16 protein-coding genes and 1 tRNA gene are annotated in these 17,446 nt (G+C 39.5%); 5 read left to right on the forward strand and 12 right to left on the reverse strand.

Features of this window, described 5'->3' with window-relative positions; all coding sequences use genetic code 11:
* Positions 1-36: 36 nt before the first annotated feature.
* The 9 genes from nanK to aspA all read right to left on the reverse strand — a co-directional run bounded on the left by nanK (position 37) and on the right by aspA (position 9,275).
* Positions 37-906: an N-acetylmannosamine kinase gene (gene nanK, locus PSE83_RS16865; RefSeq protein WP_004258893.1), complete on the reverse strand. Its 870-nt coding sequence runs from the start codon at positions 904-906 to the stop codon at positions 37-39.
* The gene (locus tag PSE83_RS16870) at positions 903-1,601 is read right to left on the reverse strand and encodes an N-acetylmannosamine-6-phosphate 2-epimerase (protein WP_004258889.1); all 699 of its coding nucleotides are present in this window, start codon (positions 1,599-1,601) and stop codon (positions 903-905) included. Before PSE83_RS16870 ends, nanK begins: the two co-directional genes overlap by 4 nt.
* Positions 1,602-1,806: 205 nt before the next feature.
* The gene (locus PSE83_RS16875) at positions 1,807-2,496 is read right to left on the reverse strand and encodes an oligogalacturonate-specific porin KdgM family protein (RefSeq protein WP_036958047.1); all 690 of its coding nucleotides are present in this window, start codon (positions 2,494-2,496) and stop codon (positions 1,807-1,809) included.
* An 82-nt stretch (positions 2,497-2,578) separates the two neighbouring features.
* Complete coding sequence (locus tag PSE83_RS16880) at positions 2,579-3,739, reverse strand: N-acetylneuraminate epimerase (protein WP_004258885.1); 1,161 nt, start codon at positions 3,737-3,739, stop codon at positions 2,579-2,581.
* A gap of 722 nt (positions 3,740-4,461) precedes the next feature.
* Positions 4,462-4,537: transfer RNA gene (locus PSE83_RS16885), tRNA-Phe, on the reverse strand.
* A gap of 126 nt (positions 4,538-4,663) precedes the next feature.
* A complete protein-coding gene (gene dicD / locus PSE83_RS16890) occupies positions 4,664-5,236 on the reverse strand; it encodes a division control transcriptional repressor DicD (RefSeq protein ID WP_409201109.1) in 573 nt (190 codons plus the stop codon).
* Positions 5,237-5,442: 206 nt separating this feature from the next.
* The gene (locus tag PSE83_RS16895; RefSeq protein ID WP_004258707.1) at positions 5,443-5,736 is read right to left on the reverse strand and encodes a helix-turn-helix domain-containing protein; all 294 of its coding nucleotides are present in this window, start codon (positions 5,734-5,736) and stop codon (positions 5,443-5,445) included.
* Between the two features lie 647 nt (positions 5,737-6,383).
* Positions 6,384-7,706: an anaerobic C4-dicarboxylate transporter gene (locus PSE83_RS16900; protein ID WP_004258703.1), complete on the reverse strand. Its 1,323-nt coding sequence runs from the start codon at positions 7,704-7,706 to the stop codon at positions 6,384-6,386.
* 144 nt (positions 7,707-7,850) lie between these two features.
* Positions 7,851-9,275, reverse strand: a complete 1,425-nt coding sequence (aspA, locus tag PSE83_RS16905; protein ID WP_004258700.1) for an aspartate ammonia-lyase — start codon at positions 9,273-9,275, stop codon at positions 7,851-7,853.
* A 436-nt stretch (positions 9,276-9,711) separates the two neighbouring features.
* Here aspA and PSE83_RS16910 point away from each other — a divergent pair, with 436 nt between their 5' ends.
* The 4 genes from PSE83_RS16910 (at position 9,712) to PSE83_RS16925 (ending at position 13,143) form a co-directional block, all read left to right on the forward strand.
* Entirely contained in the window at positions 9,712-10,227 is a 516-nt protein-coding gene (locus PSE83_RS16910; RefSeq protein WP_036958041.1) for an FxsA family protein, read from the forward strand.
* A gap of 163 nt (positions 10,228-10,390) precedes the next feature.
* Positions 10,391-10,684: a co-chaperone GroES gene (locus PSE83_RS16915; protein ID WP_004908085.1), complete on the forward strand. Its 294-nt coding sequence runs from the start codon at positions 10,391-10,393 to the stop codon at positions 10,682-10,684.
* A gap of 51 nt (positions 10,685-10,735) precedes the next feature.
* A complete protein-coding gene (gene groL / locus PSE83_RS16920) occupies positions 10,736-12,379 on the forward strand; it encodes a chaperonin GroEL (protein WP_004258673.1) in 1,644 nt (547 codons plus the stop codon).
* 419 nt (positions 12,380-12,798) lie between these two features.
* Positions 12,799-13,143, forward strand: a complete 345-nt coding sequence (locus tag PSE83_RS16925) for a DUF4156 domain-containing protein (protein WP_004908089.1) — start codon at positions 12,799-12,801, stop codon at positions 13,141-13,143.
* A 44-nt stretch (positions 13,144-13,187) separates the two neighbouring features.
* On the opposite strand, the gene epmB is transcribed toward PSE83_RS16925, so the two are convergent.
* Complete coding sequence (epmB, locus tag PSE83_RS16930; RefSeq protein ID WP_110591180.1) at positions 13,188-14,216, reverse strand: EF-P beta-lysylation protein EpmB; 1,029 nt, start codon at positions 14,214-14,216, stop codon at positions 13,188-13,190.
* Between the two features lie 43 nt (positions 14,217-14,259).
* Between epmB and efp the strand changes: the two genes are divergently transcribed.
* Positions 14,260-14,826, forward strand: coding sequence for an elongation factor P (gene efp, locus PSE83_RS16935; RefSeq protein WP_004258667.1), 567 nt, complete (start codon positions 14,260-14,262; stop codon positions 14,824-14,826).
* Between the two features lie 79 nt (positions 14,827-14,905).
* Here the strand turns inward: efp and PSE83_RS16940 are convergent, their stop codons facing one another.
* Both PSE83_RS16940 and cstA read right to left on the reverse strand, forming a co-directional pair.
* Positions 14,906-15,103 carry a YbdD/YjiX family protein gene (locus PSE83_RS16940; protein WP_004258665.1) on the reverse strand — a complete coding sequence of 66 codons (198 nt, stop codon included), beginning with the start codon at positions 15,101-15,103 and terminating at the stop codon, positions 14,906-14,908.
* A 248-nt stretch (positions 15,104-15,351) separates the two neighbouring features.
* Positions 15,352-17,445, reverse strand: a complete 2,094-nt coding sequence (gene cstA / locus PSE83_RS16945; protein WP_094961461.1) for a pyruvate/proton symporter CstA — start codon at positions 17,443-17,445, stop codon at positions 15,352-15,354.
* Between the last annotated feature and the right edge of the window lies 1 nt (position 17,446).

The raw sequence follows: 17,446 nt of genomic DNA on the forward strand, positions 1-17,446 counted from the left end.
ATATGTAAGGTAAAAGGTAAGAAGTACGACAGTTTTTTAGTGTTTCCTAGCCCAAAGAACGGCTCCCCAAAGTCCAGCATTATGATGATAGTGAGCAGCTAAAATAGGGACTTGTAACGCCTCGGGCTGTTGTCTGATAGCTGCTTGAACAAGCTCGATATATCCATTTGCTAATCCAACACTTCCACCAAGAACAACACAGTCGGCATCTATTATTGCTTTAATATCAGCAACTAAATTAGCTATAGTACTTGCTGAGTTTTCAATTATTGTTTTCGCTTGAAGGCTTCCCTGGTAATAGGCAGTAAAAATAGCTTTAGCATCTTTACCTGCAAGTTCATTTACAGCTTGTGAAGCAATGGCACGGCCGGAAGCGATAGCTTCGACACATCCATAACGACCACAGCCGCAAAGAGGGCCATGAGGATCAGCTATAGTGTGGCCTAGATGGCCTGCAATACCTCGTTTTCCTAGCTGTAATTGTCCTTGTTGAATTAGGCCGCCCCCAACCCCTGTCGATACTGTAATAAATGCCATATCAGAGATATTTTCATGGCGGTAATCATATTCAGCCCATGCAGCAGCTTGAGCATCATTGAGTAACCAGCAAGGCAAACCGGTTATTGTAGAAAGTGTTTTTTTTAACGGGAAATTTTTTAATCCTCCCAAATTATTAGGATTTAATGCAGTTAATACGCCATCACAGATAATCCCTGTAGAGGCTACGGCGACACCATCTGCATACGCTTTTAGTGGTGTAGTTATCGCCACCAAAGCTTCATAGAGTTGAGTTGGTGATGCACTTGCAGGGGTTGTAATTTGAGTATGGTGCGTAAGTTGATTGTCTCGACTGATTAATGCAGCCGAAATCTTTGTTCCTCCAATATCAATTGCTAATATATTCATTTAACTAATTCCTGCTGTAACTTGAGGGCATGGGTAAACCAATCACAGACATGTTCAAGTCGGGTTAATGCGGAACCAACTGTGACAGCCCAAGCTCCAGCTTGTATAGCTCTTGCTGCAATCATAGGTGTGTTATAGCGGCCTTCGGCTATTACACGGCATCCATTTTCAGCGAGTGCTGCCACTAATTGTAAATCAGGTAATTTTGGTATTTCACCACCGGTATAGCCAGACATAGTTGAACCAATAAATTCTGTTCCTAATTCCTGGCAATACATTCCCTCATTAAATGTGGAACAATCTGCCATTGCCAACCTATTGAAGTGGTGTATGCAAGCCAATAACTCATTGACTGGAACTGGGCGTACACGATCCGTACCATCAAAAGCGATAATATCGGCACCTTCTGTTGCTAGTGCTTCTACATCACTTAACCAAGGTGTGATCCTGACAGGACTATCCAGTAAATCGCGTTTGACAATACCAATAATTGGCACATCAATAAGAGGGCGAGTTGCTTTTAAATTATCTATTCCCTCAATTCGTACTGCTACTGCACCTGCATTAACTGCAGCTTGAGCCATTGCAGCAACAATTTCTGGCTTATCCATAGGGCTATTATCGACAGGCTGGCAAGAAACGATCAGCCCTCCTTTTTGTTGAATATCCGTAGTCATCTTTTCAATCAATGCCATTTTGAACTCACCATTTTATTTTGAAGTATAACTCCAGTTAATGTTATTTTATGAAGCTAAATTCCTCAATTACGAAAGTCGTAATTTGTGAAGAAGATCAAATAATAAAATATTTTTCTTAATTTATTGATAAATATAAAAAAATAATATAGTGAGTAATGGAGTAATTACTCACTATAATTTTTGGCATCTTTTTACATAAGATTTAAAAGTGGAATTGTAATCCTAAACGATACCTAGTTTGACGGGCGTCACTGGTCGGGCTTACCGCAACATTTCCAACTTCAATATAAGGAGTGAATGTGTCACTCAATTGGTAAGAGAAAGAGACATTATGTTCATAATTACGTTTCTTATTATCATATTTTATGCCATCGCTATACATTTGTGTGTAGTCATATTCAATTTTGTATTTATTATATTTATAGCCAATAAACGCATCAAAGCGATTTGTTTTTTCGTCATCAACAGCTTTTTTTGTTTTTCTGGCATAATCAAAACGATAACGGCCTGCAATATATAAACCGTTATCAAAATTATATTGCGCCTTTAAATAAGGTTTATAAATTGATGTGTCTGTAACTGTTTCAAAAATTAATCCCGGTTGTAACGTTATACTTTTATTTATCTTATGGTTGTAACTTAGCCCCATTTCGATAGCATTATTAACAACATCACTAAATACTTTATCTTTTTCGCCGTCAACACCACCTGACTTTATACTGGCATCAATATAAAATCCGATACCATTTGAAAATGAATGAATAAAGGCAATGCGATCTTTATTTATTCTGGATGAATCTGAATATTCATGACGAAAGTCTAGTGTAGTCGCATTTAATTGAAATGACATAAAAAAAGTACAACATGCCAATAAAATTTTATTATTAAACATAGTTTTTACCTGAGTGGATAAGACTCCATAAATTTAATATGGAGTTCTTGGTTGGTTATTATAATTTATAAATTTAACTGGTTTAGTTAATAATTAGCTCTTTATCTTTTAATGTTAAAGTGATTACAGAATTAACTGCCTCACCTTTTGTAGTTTCACCTCCGATTAAATATAGTGAATTACCATGCTCAATAGTGATTCCATAACCAAGAGGGATCGGTAATTCACCAATTACTTTCCATTGATTATCAATCAACCCATAAATTTCTTTATGCCATTTTTTGTCTAAATCCTGATGTGCAAAATAATGTTTCTGTGAATACTTAGCCTGAGACCCAGGGAAGTTAGCACCCCCAGCAACAAGTAAGGTATGAGCACTATAACCTGCAAATGCACCAGCCAAGCCATCTTGCTGCTGCTCAGGTGATGGTGGAGGAAGTTTCTGTACAGTAGTATTCCACTGTAGTTGATTATTTTCTAATATAGCCGTTTGTATTTCACTAGTACGTAACCCAGGTTTTAATTCACCGTTAATCAAGGTTATTGAATTGTTATCATTTACTACTAATGAAGAACCCGCAGTTCCATTAAAAGGAATAGTGCCTAATGAACCCCATTGATTATTATCTGCATTATAAGTTAGTATGACTCGATTAAAAAAATAGCCTTCTATGGGTTTATTAAAGTAATCATTAATAACTTTATTTTTAATAGATGAATTGTTTTTAGCATTATTTAAATTAATGAAATATTTATCAAATATTTGCTTGTTTACTCCTCCAAGAATGATAGCTTTATTGGTGCTGATACTAACTCCTGCATGACCAACCAAGCCATAAGGTGAACTAGTATCTATTTTTTCCCATTTGTCTTCACTTGGTGAATAACGATAAACATCTGTTAATGAGCTTATTGTTTCACTATCAATATTTTCTTTTCCCGCTCCGCCGAATATATAAATATTATTATTTAACTTAATTGCTATAGCTTGGTCTCTTGGCGTACCCGGAAAATCAGCTATTTTTTCCCATTTTTTTTTATTTTCATTAAGATCAAGTTTATACCATGAGTTTCCTGTACTACCTAAACCTATGTAAATAATATTTTGGTTAATTACTCCGGTTCCATTTTTTAATGTCACAGGAAGGGCGGGGAGTTTCTCAGCAAAACTGGTCGATGAGAATATTGGTGAAGACAGTATTATGGTGAAAAAGAGATAAGATATTTTCTTTATTATTTTCATACGCGTTCACTCTTGTAGTGGTTATAAGTGAGATTTCTATTTAGAATTAAACTCCAATATAAAACATCAAATGAAGTGTAACTTCAAATTAATGTTTTATAAAATGTGAAGATGGTCAAGTTATCTTTTTAAACTCTATATTTTTTCCTTACCTGAAGGTTAGTCTTAATTTAATTTTGAATTAATACGAGCTATGTAAACATGTGTTACTAATTGATAATATTGATATTTATATTACGTTGGTGATATAAGAACACGCAAGCCATGCTAACGCTTACTGCTATAAAACATCCCGACATAGTTGAATATGCCGCTCCGGGTTTCTTTCCATATTTCGGATAAAACTCATTAAATAGCGCAGCATATTGCTACACATATTATTTTATGTATATCTGCCAGACACATTAAAGCGTAGCATGACTGTATCAGCTCAGATTTAAGCTGACAGGTTTCGTAGATAGAACACAATTCAATCTGATAGCCTAGTGTGAATGAAAAGCTGAAATTGACATATCTGTTAAAGTTAATGATTTGTTTTTATGGAATACTTACACAAGAAAATAAGAGATAGGTTTATGAGGGGGTATAGGTGTCTTTAACAGCAAAGAACATCTGCAAAAATGGCATGAAATCCAGTAAATAAATAACGTGTTGCAACGACCTGAAATCTACCGTAGCTAGAAAAGCAAAAAACCGCCTTTTGGGCGGGTTCTTTAAATAAGTGGTGCCCGGACTCGGAATCGAACCAAGGACACGGGGATTTTCAATCCCCTGCTCTACCGACTGAGCTATCCGGGCAACGGGGCGCATTAAACCGTATTCAGCCGTTTGCGTCAATGCATTTTTAATAAAAAACCACTTTTTTTTACTGAGTGTTTTCTTTTTCAGCAAAATGTGTGTGTTTAGTATGCGTTAGTTGTTTTTTTAACTTAACGCTCCTTTTTTACGGCATAGTGCGATTGTTAGGATATCCTCAGAAAGGTGTTGTGCAATCTCGACATCTTGAATGTCTCTTTGTACTAATAAACGGTTTAAACAGCCTTCAAGTACTAGTTCCATTTGGTTAGCAACCAATACAGAGTCTTCAATATCTAGCTCTTCTAATAGGTTTTTAGTGAAGTGAAACGAATTGTCTTTTTGCAAGCGACTTAATTGGTGGATAGGGTGCTCTGCATCTGGGTAATAATTACATGCAGAAATAAATAAACAGCCAGGGAAACGCCCTTGGCTGACTTTTTCTGATAATTGTTGGTAGCGAGCCATTAATTTTTGCTGTGGGCTTAGGGACTCATCTAGCAAAGTCTGTCGCTGCCATACTTCGATTTGCTGGCTATGATAGCGTAAGCAATCATAAATAAGCGCCTCATCGTCTGGCCAGAACTGGCGAATAGTAGAGAAATCAGATTCAATTTCACTGAGTAAATTCTCTGTAGATGCGGATAAGCCTTGAATTTCCAATTGATTTAACGCATGGCTCAAAATAATTTCGCGTTGGATAGGCATTGTTAACTCCATCACAATAATGTCTGATTTTTATCCATCATAACAATGTTCAATTGTGAATTATAGCGGTTTGCAGTGCTATTATGAGTCGTCGTTTTCGAAGGAGAACGAAATCAAATAGGAAATTAAGAGGGGGAGTTTAAAGCAAACAGGAGGGGGAAGAACCCCCCTGAAACGAACTTCATGGATTTATATCGGTCTTAGTTGATCAACTTAGCTTCTAATGCAGCATCGATATAATAAAACTGAAAGACTTTTTTCATAAAATCATCAATATCATGTGTTCGTAATTCGAGAGCTTGTAAAATATCTAAAAGACCTTGGATCGTAATCGCATTTTTACCTCTTTCATAACGAGAAACTTGTTGTTGGCTAATTTTTAAGCGAGAAGCTAATTGTGAGCCAGTTAAGCCCACCACTTTTCTACGGTGTTTTAAAAAGCTTCCAATATAAACGGTTACATTTGTATTTTCATTTCTTTGAGTATTTAGCATTACTCCTCCAAATATATAAATATTGAACAAATAAGTTATTTTTCTATTAAAGTTTCGTGATGTTTAATTTGTGTCACTCAGAGTGATTAAAAGATAATTATCAGACTTTTCGGATATTATTAAACAAGGGTCAGTTAATTATTACCAATATTTATGGCGGATTGATTTTAAATTTTTGATAGATGATTTCTATCTTTGGTACTCTCAATTCGTGTGTGATGAGAGGCTTTTTAGTGTTATTGTTTGTTTGTTTTTGTTTTATCAGTGATTTATTTTGATAGTTATTTGTTTTTACTTTATTTTTGAATTTATATTTCTATTTGTGATTTTGAAGAAATGAATGAAGCAGCTTGTCATTATATGATTATAGTCATTGTTTGTTACACTTATATGTAGAGTATTAATATAGATATATTGTTAGAAAAATACTTATTTCTGATTTTAATTTAATTATTAACAACCGAGTTCAATATATTTTAAATATATTTTTAATAAATGGCTTAGTTTTTTATCTGAATGATTATTATATTTTTATAATTTCCTCCGTGACTTTGTATAGAATAACAAAAATAATATGTTATATGTAGGCATAGAAAACCCGTGCGATTTGCACGGGTCTTTATAATATTAATTGATACTAATATAAACTATAGGATCATACCGCCGAATAAGAAGCCGAATGAAACAGCTAATGCGACAGCGATGGTACCTGGAATAAAGAATGGATGGTTAAAGACAAATCGGCCAATACGTGTTGTCCCTGTATCATCCATTTGTACTGCTGCAACCAGTGTTGGGTAAGTAGGCAGAATAAATAGGCCAGAAACCGCAGAGAATGATGCGATAGCCGTTAGTGGGCTTACATTCAGCGCTAATGCCATAGGCATCAATGCTTTTGCTGTTGCGGCTTGTGAGTATAGTAAAGCAGAGCAGAAGAAGAAAATTACCGCTAACATCCAAGAGTGCTCATGGATTAAATCACCAGCAGTTTCTTTGATCCAGTCAATGTTATGCTGTACGAAAGTATCACCTAACCAAGCAACACCTAAAATACAAATACATGCGCTCATACCTGCTTTAAAGGTACTTGAGTTCAAGATTGCATCAGTATTAACACGACAGAAAATAGTGATTAATGTCGCTACAGTCAGCATGATAATCAAAATAGCATTTGTGGTGTTCATTAATGGGGTTTCGACAATCCCTAAGCTTGGGCTGTTAATGATGGCATAACAGACAACGCCAACAACCCCAAGTAAGAACAGCAGTACAGAAGACTTAGCACCGGCTTTGATTTCTTTTACTTGGCTACCACGCAGTTCAACTAAACCTTCAGCTAAACGTTTTTGGTAGATAGGGTCATCGGATAATTTAGAGTTAAAAGTCCAAGAGATGATGAACGACATCAAAATGATAGCAAGGAATGTCGCAGGTAATAGAACACTTAAGAGAGAGATGTAACTGACTGTGTTACCTGCACCAACCATTGCAGGGTTTTCCATGACGGATGCCATGTAAACCACTGCAGCAGAAATTGGTGATGCTGTAATACCTATCTGAGCAGCAACAACCGCAGTTGATAATGGACGGCACGGTTTTACGCCTTGCTCTTTTGCAACTTCTGCAATAACAGGCAGTGTTGCTAAAGAGATATTACCTGTCCCTGCGAAAAGTGTCAGGAAGTAGGTAACAATGGGTGCAAGAATGGTGATGTATTTAGGATTGCGGCGCAGTAATTTTTCGGTTTGGGCAACTAAATAGTCCAGACCTCCAGCAATTTGCATTGCAGAGATAGCGGCAATAACAGCCATGATGATTGAGATAACGTCAAATGGAATGGTTCCTGGTTTTACGCCAATAGCAGCGAGTACCAGTACCCCAAGGCCACCGGCGAAGCCGATACCTATCCCACCTAAACGGGCCCCCAAAAAGATGGCCAGCAGAACAATAATAAATTCTACGGCTAACATAGTGTTTACTCCTCGACAAAATGAAAATTAAAATTATGAAACTGTTATGTTAATTATTTGTGTGTGTATCAATCAAAAAAGGCACGCTTTCTATTGAGAGGCGTGCCTTTATTTTTAAGTGTTATTTATGATAAACATAAATTTTTAGTCATCAAAGCGTTTTGCTTTATAAGCTGGGTGTTTTAAGTTCTCAATAGAGAAAATATCATCCAGTTCAGCTTCAGTCAGTAAACCGCGTTCTAAAACAACTTCGCGGACGCTCTTACCGGTTTCAGCACAAATTTTACCCACGATGTCACCATTATGGTGGCCAATAAATGGGTTTAAGTAAGTGACGATACCGATGGAGTTAAATACAAATGCTTCACAGATTTCTTTGTTTACTGTAATGCCGCTAATGCATTTTTCTTGCAGATTACGACATGCGTTGCTCATTAAAGAGATGGATTCGAACATCGCTTGGCCAATCGCTGGTTCCATTACGTTTAATTGCAATTGACCCGCTTCAGCAGCCATTGTTACGCAGATATCGTTACCAATAACTTTGAAACAAGCTTGGTTAACAACTTCAGGAATTACAGGGTTAACTTTTGCTGGCATGATAGAAGAACCAGCTTGTAACTCAGGTAAATTGATTTCTTTCAGACCTGCACGAGGACCGGAAGATAACAGACGTAAGTCGTTACAAATTTTAGACAGTTTCATTGCCAGACGTTTTAAGCCCGCGTGAACTGTGATGTAAGCGCCGCAGTCAGAGGTTGCTTCGATTAAGTCTTCTGCAGGAACGCATGGTAAACCAGTCACTTCAGCTAATTTTTTAACGGCAAGCTCTGAGTAACCAGGTGCAGTATTCAAGCCTGTACCGATAGCAGTAGCGCCTAAGTTAACTTCGAGCAGTAATTCGATGCTGCGTTTTAAGTTTTTCTCTTCTTCTTTTAAGAGAGTAGCGAAAGCATGGAATTCTTGGCCGACGGTCATTGGAACAGCATCCTGCAACTGGGTACGGCCCATTTTCAGAATGTCTTTGTATTCTTCAGCTTTAGCTTCAAAGCCTTTTCTCAGGTATTCAACAGATTCAATTAACTTCAGTACTGAGTTATACACTGCGATACGGAACCCAGTAGGGTAAGCATCGTTAGTGGATTGACTTTTGTTCAGGTGATCATTTGGGTTGAGGAATTCATATTCCCCTTTTTTGTGACCCATCAGCTCTAAACCGATATTCGCCAGTACTTCATTGGTATTCATGTTCAGTGATGTGCCCGCACCACCTTGGAATACGTCAACAGGGAACTGATCCATGCATTTGCCTTCATTCAACACAACGTCACAGGCTTTGATAATAGTCTCTGCGATATTACGAGGAATAGTTTTCAGTTCTTTGTTGGCTAAAGCTGCCGCTTTTTTTACCATAACCATGCCGCGGATAAATTCTGGGACATCGTTAATAGTGCGGTCGCTGATATAAAAGTTTTCAATCGCACGCAGAGTATGAACACCATAATAGGCATCAGCTGGAACTTCTTTTTTACCTAACAGGTCTTCTTCGATACGAGTATTGTTTGACATGAGAACCTTCTTAATTAGATTACAGTTACTGTCCGTTTATGCGCTTTAAAAATCTATACTTCGTAAAACAAAATTCACAGGTGATTAATATTGCAAAGTAAAACTTTACAAGCAATTAACACCGTCTACTACGTTGTCAGCATTATGATCTACTGATTTATGGGTAGATGATATGCTTTTAATCATCTATTGCCTTGAACCTAGATCACTATATAGTTTGATTTATGCAACAGATTTCACGTTGTGTGACATTCATCACAGATAAGTATCATTAATGAAAAAAATCTGTGAGTTGAAAAGCGTTATCTCTGCCCCAATTATTATGGCTATACTAAAGAAAAAAGCGAATATTGATAGTTGTCTCTTAGATGCAGTTCACAAAGGTTTCCCTAGGGGCGTAAAATAATCGATAGCTTATTGAAATAAAGGAGAACTTGTGCGCTGGTTACCACTCATTCTGATATGTATTCTCGTTTACATTGAATCCGTGATTTTTGTGCGGGTTGCATCCGAAGTTGGTGTTTTAATGACGCTAATTTTGGTCGTTTTGACATCCTGTTTAGGTGTGTCACTCGTTAAAAATCAAGGTATGAAAAATGTACTACAAATCCAACAAAAGTTAGCATCGGGTGAAAGCCCAGCAGCTGAAATGATCAAGAGCGTTGCATTGGTTTTAGCGGGCTTCTTGTTGATTGTGCCGGGGTTCTTTACAGATTTTATTGGCTTACTATTGTTACTTCCGCCAATTCAAAAGCTTATTGTAATGCGCTTAATTCCTCATATTCGTTTCTACCAGCCGGGTTCAGGTTTTAACCAAACAGGAAATAGCGGCTTTCAACGTGGCGATACTTTTGAGGGGGAATTCCAACGTAAGCAAGATGATCCTTCTTTTACAATCGATAATTCAGATAAAACAGATTCATCAGATAAAGACGAACGCCCTAAACCATAAAACCACCCTATTTATGGGGAGATAAAAATGAAAAATTTTTTATCTCCCCCCTTGAAGTCCCTCTTCTTCGCCCCAATCTGCTCAAACATGGTACTAGTTTATTTAAGACATGCTGGTATCGTCCTTTTACCTAGTATGGACTTTATTTATAGGAGAACTATTAATGAAAATTCGTCCATTGCATGACCGTGTTATCGTTAAGCGTAAAGAAGTTGAATCAAAATCTGCCGGCGGGATCGTTCTGACGGGTACTGCTGCAAGCAAATCAACTCGTGGTGAAGTTCTTGCTGTTGGCAACGGCCGCATCCTCGAAAATGGTGAAATCAAAGCACTGGATGTGAAAGTTGGCGATATCGTAATTTTTAACGATGGTTATGGCGTGAAAGCTGAAAAAATCGACAATGAAGAAGTTCTGATTATGTCCGAAAGTGACATTCTGGCAATTGTTGAAGCGTAATTTTCACTTAAAACTTCTCAACGAACGAAAAGAATTTGAAGGAAAGAGATAATGGCAGCTAAAGACGTTAAATTTGGTAGTGATGCACGTACGAAAATGCTTCGTGGTGTGAATGTTCTGGCAGACGCAGTAAAAGTTACTTTAGGTCCTAAAGGCCGTAACGTAGTTTTAGATAAATCTTTTGGTTCACCAGTTATCACCAAAGATGGTGTTTCAGTTGCACGTGAAATCGAATTAGAAGACAAATTCGAAAACATGGGCGCTCAAATGGTGAAAGAAGTTGCTTCTAAAGCTAACGACGCTGCAGGTGACGGTACAACAACTGCAACTGTACTGGCTCAAGCTATCATTACTGAAGGCTTAAAAGCGGTTGCTGCGGGTATGAACCCAATGGACCTGAAACGCGGTATCGATAAAGCAGTTGTTGCTGCAGTTGAAGAACTGAAAGCCTTGTCTGTTCCTTGTTCAGACACTAAATCAATCGCACAGGTTGGTACTATTTCTGCAAACTCCGACGAAACCGTGGGTAAATTAATTGCAGAAGCTATGGATAAAGTCGGTAAAGAAGGCGTTATCACGGTTGAAGAAGGTACTGGTCTGGAAGACGAGCTGGATGTGGTTGAAGGTATGCAATTTGACCGCGGTTACTTGTCTCCTTACTTCATCAATAAACCAGAAACAGGTGCTGTTGAGTTAGAAAACCCATTCATCCTGTTAGTTGACAAAAAAGTCTCTAACATCCGTGAATTACTGCCAGTATTAGAAGGCGTTGCTAAAGCAAGCAAACCACTGTTAATCATCGCTGAAGATGTTGAAGGTGAAGCACTGGCAACTCTGGTTGTTAACACCATGCGTGGTATTGTTAAAGTTGCAGCGGTTAAAGCACCGGGCTTCGGTGACCGTCGTAAAGCCATGCTGCAAGATATCGCAATTCTGACTAACGGTACTGTTATCTCTGAAGAGATCGGTATGGAGTTAGAAAAAGCGACATTAGAAGATTTAGGTCAAGCAAAACGTATTGTTATTAACAAAGACACTACCACTATCATTGATGGTGTGGGTGAAGAATCTGCGATTGCGGGCCGTGTTGCACAAATTCGTCAACAAATCGAAGAATCTTCTTCTGACTACGACCGTGAAAAACTGCAAGAGCGCGTTGCTAAATTAGCAGGCGGTGTTGCTGTTATTAAAGTGGGCGCAGCAACTGAAGTTGAAATGAAAGAAAAACGTGCTCGTGTTGACGATGCTCTGCATGCAACTCGCGCAGCGGTTGAAGAAGGTGTTGTTGCTGGTGGTGGTACTGCACTGGTTCGCGTTGCAGCGAAACTGGAAGCACTGACTGGTGAAAACGAAGAACAAAACGTAGGTATTCGTGTTGCTCTGCGTGCGATGGAAGCGCCAATGCGTCAAATCGTTACTAACGCAGGTGAAGAAGCCTCTGTTGTTGTTAACAACGTGAAAGCAGCAAAAGGTAACGAAGGTTACAACGCGGCGACTGATACTTACGGCGACATGATCGACATGGGTATCTTAGACCCAACTAAAGTAACGCGTTCTGCTCTGCAATTCGCAGCGTCTATCGCAGGTCTGATGATCACCACTGAAGCGATGATCACTGAACTGCCAAAATCAGACGCACCTGACTTAGGTGCTGCTGGTATGGGCGGCATGGGTGGAATGGGCGGTATGATGTAAGCCAGCTGGCGACATCAAGCTTAAGTAGTTACTAACTCAGTTAGGGCTACCCACCACAAAACCGGTATCGTTAGTGTTCCTAGCGGTGCCGGTTTTTTATTGGTTTTTAATAAATATATAACCATTAATTATTGATGAATGTAATACCTCGAAACGATGTACAATTAATGCGTTATACGATTTATTTTTGCGTCAATGTTGCTTCACAGGTTATATTTAACGTAAGGTAAATGGTTTGAATTAGTAAAGAATAGAGCAGGTTCTTGGTTAATTTGTGGTAAACTCTATTCGGCTGGTGATGTGCGGCAATTATGGCGCTGTATGTTAATCACCTCCTAGATATTTCAATTAATAGATTATTGAAACTAAAGCGATTTTCAAACCAGCTGCAAAAACACAATGAAAAAATGAGGGAAAACATGCGAATTAAAGTCTTGCTTGGTGCTGCTGCATTATTGCTTTTAGCAGGTTGTTCAACAACAACTAATTTGACTGCGGCAGGCTCACAAGTTCGTTTTGTTGAGAATCAACCAGGAAGTGATTGCCAACTTCTCGGTCAGGTTGCAGGGACTCAAAGCAACTGGTTGAGTGGTGTGAATAATGAATCTAGCTCAATGCGCAGCGCAGCAAATGATTTACGTAATAAAGCCGCGGCAATGGGCGGTAACGTGATTTTTGGTGCATCAAGCCCAAGTGAAACTGTGTTATCTAGCTTCATTCCATTAGATAGCAAAATGGTTGGCCAAGTTTATAAGTGCCCCTAAAATGAATTCATAGCGCCCAAATGATGATTTGGGCGTTTTGCTTTCTAGTTCTGCCTTAAATTAAGGTCAAGCAGTGTTTTACTTGGCTCTCCCCCAATTTCCCGAGCGAGCTTAGGTACAAGGTACCCTGAGACTTTACTCAATAATTGCTGTATTAATTGTCTAGCTTCAGTATCACTCACTAAAAAGTGAGCGGCACCTTGGACTTTATCTAATACATGTAAGTAATAAGGTAAAATACCCGCATCAAACAGAGCATTACTTAAATTCATCAGAGCTGTCACGTTGTCATTAACTTGGCGCAGTAATACGCTTTGGTTTAATAATGTCACACCTGATAACTTTAGTTTTTGCATAGCATTGGTGAATGACTCGTCGATTTCGTTAGCATGGTTAACGTGTGTCACCATAATTACTTGTAACCTTGAGCTAGCAAGGCGTTTACAGAGAGTTTCAGTGATACGTTCAGGTATCACTACAGGCAAGCGAGTATGAATTCTAAGGCGTTTTATATGTGGGATCGCCTCTAATTGGCTGATAAGCCAATCGAGTTCATGGTCTTTTGCCATCAATGGATCACCACCTGAGAAGATGATTTCATTGAGTTCGGTGTGGTTTTTTATATAATCCACAGCCATCAACCAGTTATTTTTATTTCCTTTGTTGTCTTCATAAGGAAAATGCCGGCGAAAACAGTAGCGACAGTTGACTGCACAGCCACCTTTTACCAGCAGTAATGCGCGGTTGTGGTATTTATGCAGTAAACTTGGAATTTCATTATCCTGCTCTTCTAGTGGGTCAGTAGAAAAACCTGGATGTATATCAAACTCTGCTTTTGCGGTTAATACCTGCAATAACAGAGGATCTAGTGGATCGCCTTTCTTCATACGGGAAATAAAGGGCATTGGAACGCGTAAAGGAAATAGTTTACGTGCCTCACTGCCTTCTTTTGATAAAAGGTGATTTTCTAGGTTAAGTATTTGCAGCAATTCATCTGGATTAGTGATTGCTTCTGCAAGTTGTTGTATCCAGACTTCTCTGGATGAGGTATTTTGAGTTACAATATCGACCATTTTTTGGCTATGCCATTTTTAGTTTATAAATTAGAGGATCACCATGGCTACTTATAGTACCAATGAATTCCGCTCAGGTCTTAAAATCATGTTAGATGGCGAGCCTTGTGTCGTTTTAGAAAGTGAATTCGTCAAACCGGGTAAAGGTCAAGCGTTCGCACGTGTGCGTATCCGTAAACTGATTTCTAACAAACTGTTGGAAAAAACATTTAAGTCTACTGACTCTGTTGAAGGTGCAGATGTCATGGATATGAACTTAACTTACCTGTATAACGACGGTGAGTTCTGGCATTTCATGAACAACGAAACTTTCGAACAGTTAGCAGCGGACGAAAAAACCGTTGGCGATAACGCGAAATGGTTAGTTGACCAAGCAGAATGTATTTTAACACTGTGGGACGGCCGTCCTATCGCGGTCACTCCACCTAACTTTGTTGAGTTAGAAATTACTGATACTGACCCTGGCCTGAAAGGTGATACCGCAGGTACAGGTGGTAAACCTGCAACACTGAGCACTGGCGCAGTGGTTAAGGTTCCTCTGTTTGTTCAGATCGGTGAAGTGATCCGTGTTGATACTCGTTCTGGCGAGTATGTTTCACGCGTAAAATAACGGTTGATCCTATACTGAATCGTTAAAAATAAAAAGCCGTGGTCGAATGCCACGGCTTTTTTTGTCTATTTTTTAAGGCCTAACAGCACTTAAACCCACCTTTACCACCGTAACGTGCATCTTGGCGCTCTTTAAAAAACTCTTCATAGGTCATGGGAGTTTGGTCAGGGTGCGTTTTTTGCATATGAGCGACGTAGTTGTCGTAATCGGGGACGCCGACCATCATTTTTGCCGCTTGGCCTAGGTAGCGGGCTGCTTTTCCCAGTTCTCCAAACATAAATCCTCGTCATACTTTGTGTTGTAGCGGTGTTGGCTGCTCTCGGCTACCCAAGTCACATACTGTTATGTATGCTCCTAGTTTCTCCTTCATACTTCACGCTATTGCTGCGTTGGCTTTATTCGCTAACCCTAGTCACATACTGGAGTATGCTCCTAGGGATTATCTTCTTTGCCGCCTTGCTCCAACGTGAATTATTTTGGAGAAAGAGTATATGCCCTAAACAGTGACAAGCTTTTCCGCGAAAATCAATGATGGCGTGTATTTGCCACGATTTCTTCATAGTTGGCTGGCATGGCTTCGTATGGTACTTCATTCGCTGTTGGTTGGTCGGATTTTAATGCCTTCAACGCAGTGCGGATGGAGAATAGAGCCAGCAATACCACAACAATCATAAAGAAAATAGTTAATCCTGCATCTAAGCGGTTATTGAAAATTAACTGAGTTAATTGAGATTCCGTATATTGAACTGGAATATTACCGCTATCAATCATTGCTTGGAATTTATTTGCGACAGCTAAGAAACCAACACGGGCATCTTCACTGAAAGTTTTCTCCCAGCCTGCAGTCATCGTACAGATTAACAACCATGCAGTTGGGACTAAAGCGACCCATGCATATCTTTGGCGCTTCATTTTAAACAGTACCACAGCACACAGCATTAATGCCATACCCGCTAACATTTGGTTCGCGATACCAAACAATGGCCATAAGGTGTTAATACCGCCAAGTGGGTCGACAACACCTTGGTGAAGAAAATAACCCCAAGCAAGCACACATAGCGCGGTTGCTATCAAGTTTGCGGGTAACGAATCGGTACGTTTCAAGGATGGAGAAACCACACCCAGTAAATCTTGCAGCATAAAGCGTGCCGCTCGAGTTCCTGCATCCACCGCGGTTAAAATGAACAACGCTTCAAATAGGATGGCAAAGTGATACCAGAAGGCGACATTCATTAGACCGCCAAGGGCACCGTGGAGAATATACGCCATCCCAACAGCCAGTGTTGGAGCACCTCCGGCACGTGAAATAATACTGGTTTCACCCACATCATTAGCAATGCTGTTAAGCTGTTCAGGGGTGATCTGGAAGCCCCAACTACTGACAACTTGGGCAGCAGAAGCGACTACATCTTGTGTACCTGCGGGGGCTAACATTGCCATGGGGCTATTCATGGCGAAATAAACACCCGGGTCAATCACACAAGCGGCGACTAACGCCATGATAGCTACAAAAGATTCCATCAACATGCCACCATAGCCGATAAAGCAAGCTTGGTTTTCATTCGCCAACATTTTGGGTGTGGTACCCGATGATATCAGTGCGTGGAAGCCAGAAACGGCACCGCAAGCAATGGTAATAAATAAGAATGGAAACAAGTCACCTGCCCAAACCGGGCCTGTACCATCAATATATTTGGTCAGCGATGGCATTTGTAGATTTGGATTGAGGATTAAAATACCAATTGCCAAACCAATAATAGTTCCGATTTTTAAGAAGGTTGATAGGTAGTCTCGTGGGGCAAGTAGCAGCCAAACAGGAAGTACAGCGGCAACAAAGCCATATCCCACTAACATCCAAGTGAGTTGAACACCAGTATAGTCAAAATAAGGTGCCCAAGTTTCGCTTTCAGCGACCCAACCCCCAGAGATAATTGCAAATACGAGGAAAACTAACCCTATAATAGAAACTTCACCAATGCGTCCTGGGCGTATATAACGGGTATAAATACCCATAAAAATCGCCAATGGAATAGTAAAGGCAACGGTGTAAGTTCCCCATGGGCTATGAGTGAGGGCTTTTACGACAATCATAGCGAGTACGGCTAAGATAATCACCATAATCATAAAACAAGCAATTAAAGCCAGAACCCCTGCCGTATTACCCATTTCTTCTTTAACTAATTCACCCAGTGAACGGCCGTCTCGACGTGTTGAAACAAACAACACCATAAAGTCTTGTACGGCCCCTGCTAGCACAACCCCGGCAAGTAGCCAAAGCATGCCTGGTAAATACCCCATCTGTGCCGCAAGTACAGGGCCGACAAGTGGGCCAGCACCTGCGATGGCAGCAAAGTGGTGGCCAAATAATACTTTTTTATCTGTTGGTACGTAGTCTAAGCCATCGTTATGACGAATTGCTGGTGTCATACGAGTTGCATCAACTTGGAGTACTTTTTTAGCAATAAAAAGCCCATAATATCGGTATGCAATCAGATAAATACACACGGCTGCAACAACGATCCACAGGGCATTAATCTGTTCACCTCGATTTAAGGCGATGTAACCCAGTGAAAAAGCACCAAGTAATGCGAGCACAATCCATATTAATTGTTTACCCATA

The organism is Providencia sp. PROV150 (genome assembly GCF_028481025.1).
GTDB lineage: Bacteria > Pseudomonadota > Gammaproteobacteria > Enterobacterales > Enterobacteriaceae > Providencia > Providencia hangzhouensis.

Bases quoted from the DNA above. Each gene is read 5' to 3' on its own strand.
- PSE83_RS16895 (WP_004258707.1), bottom strand. From the start codon at position 5,736: ATGCTAAATACTCAAAGAAATGAAAATACAAATGTAACCGTTTATATT.
- PSE83_RS16875 (WP_036958047.1), bottom strand. From the start codon at position 2,496: ATGTTTAATAATAAAATTTTATTGGCATGTTGTACTTTTTTTATGTCA.
- efp (WP_004258667.1), top strand. From the start codon at position 14,260: ATGGCTACTTATAGTACCAATGAATTCCGCTCAGGTCTTAAAATCATG.
- PSE83_RS16880 (WP_004258885.1), bottom strand. From the start codon at position 3,739: ATGAAAATAATAAAGAAAATATCTTATCTCTTTTTCACCATAATACTG.
- PSE83_RS16915 (WP_004908085.1), top strand. From the start codon at position 10,391: ATGAAAATTCGTCCATTGCATGACCGTGTTATCGTTAAGCGTAAAGAA.
- PSE83_RS16900 (WP_004258703.1), bottom strand. From the start codon at position 7,706: ATGTTAGCCGTAGAATTTATTATTGTTCTGCTGGCCATCTTTTTGGGG.
- PSE83_RS16925 (WP_004908089.1), top strand. From the start codon at position 12,799: ATGCGAATTAAAGTCTTGCTTGGTGCTGCTGCATTATTGCTTTTAGCA.
- cstA (WP_094961461.1), bottom strand. From the start codon at position 17,445: ATGGGTAAACAATTAATATGGATTGTGCTCGCATTACTTGGTGCTTTT.
- PSE83_RS16940 (WP_004258665.1), bottom strand. From the start codon at position 15,103: ATGTTTGGAGAACTGGGAAAAGCAGCCCGCTACCTAGGCCAAGCGGCA.
- epmB (WP_110591180.1), bottom strand. From the start codon at position 14,216: ATGGTCGATATTGTAACTCAAAATACCTCATCCAGAGAAGTCTGGATA.
- PSE83_RS16870 (WP_004258889.1), bottom strand. From the start codon at position 1,601: ATGGCATTGATTGAAAAGATGACTACGGATATTCAACAAAAAGGAGGG.
- nanK (WP_004258893.1), bottom strand. From the start codon at position 906: ATGAATATATTAGCAATTGATATTGGAGGAACAAAGATTTCGGCTGCA.
- groL (WP_004258673.1), top strand. From the start codon at position 10,736: ATGGCAGCTAAAGACGTTAAATTTGGTAGTGATGCACGTACGAAAATG.
- aspA (WP_004258700.1), bottom strand. From the start codon at position 9,275: ATGTCAAACAATACTCGTATCGAAGAAGACCTGTTAGGTAAAAAAGAA.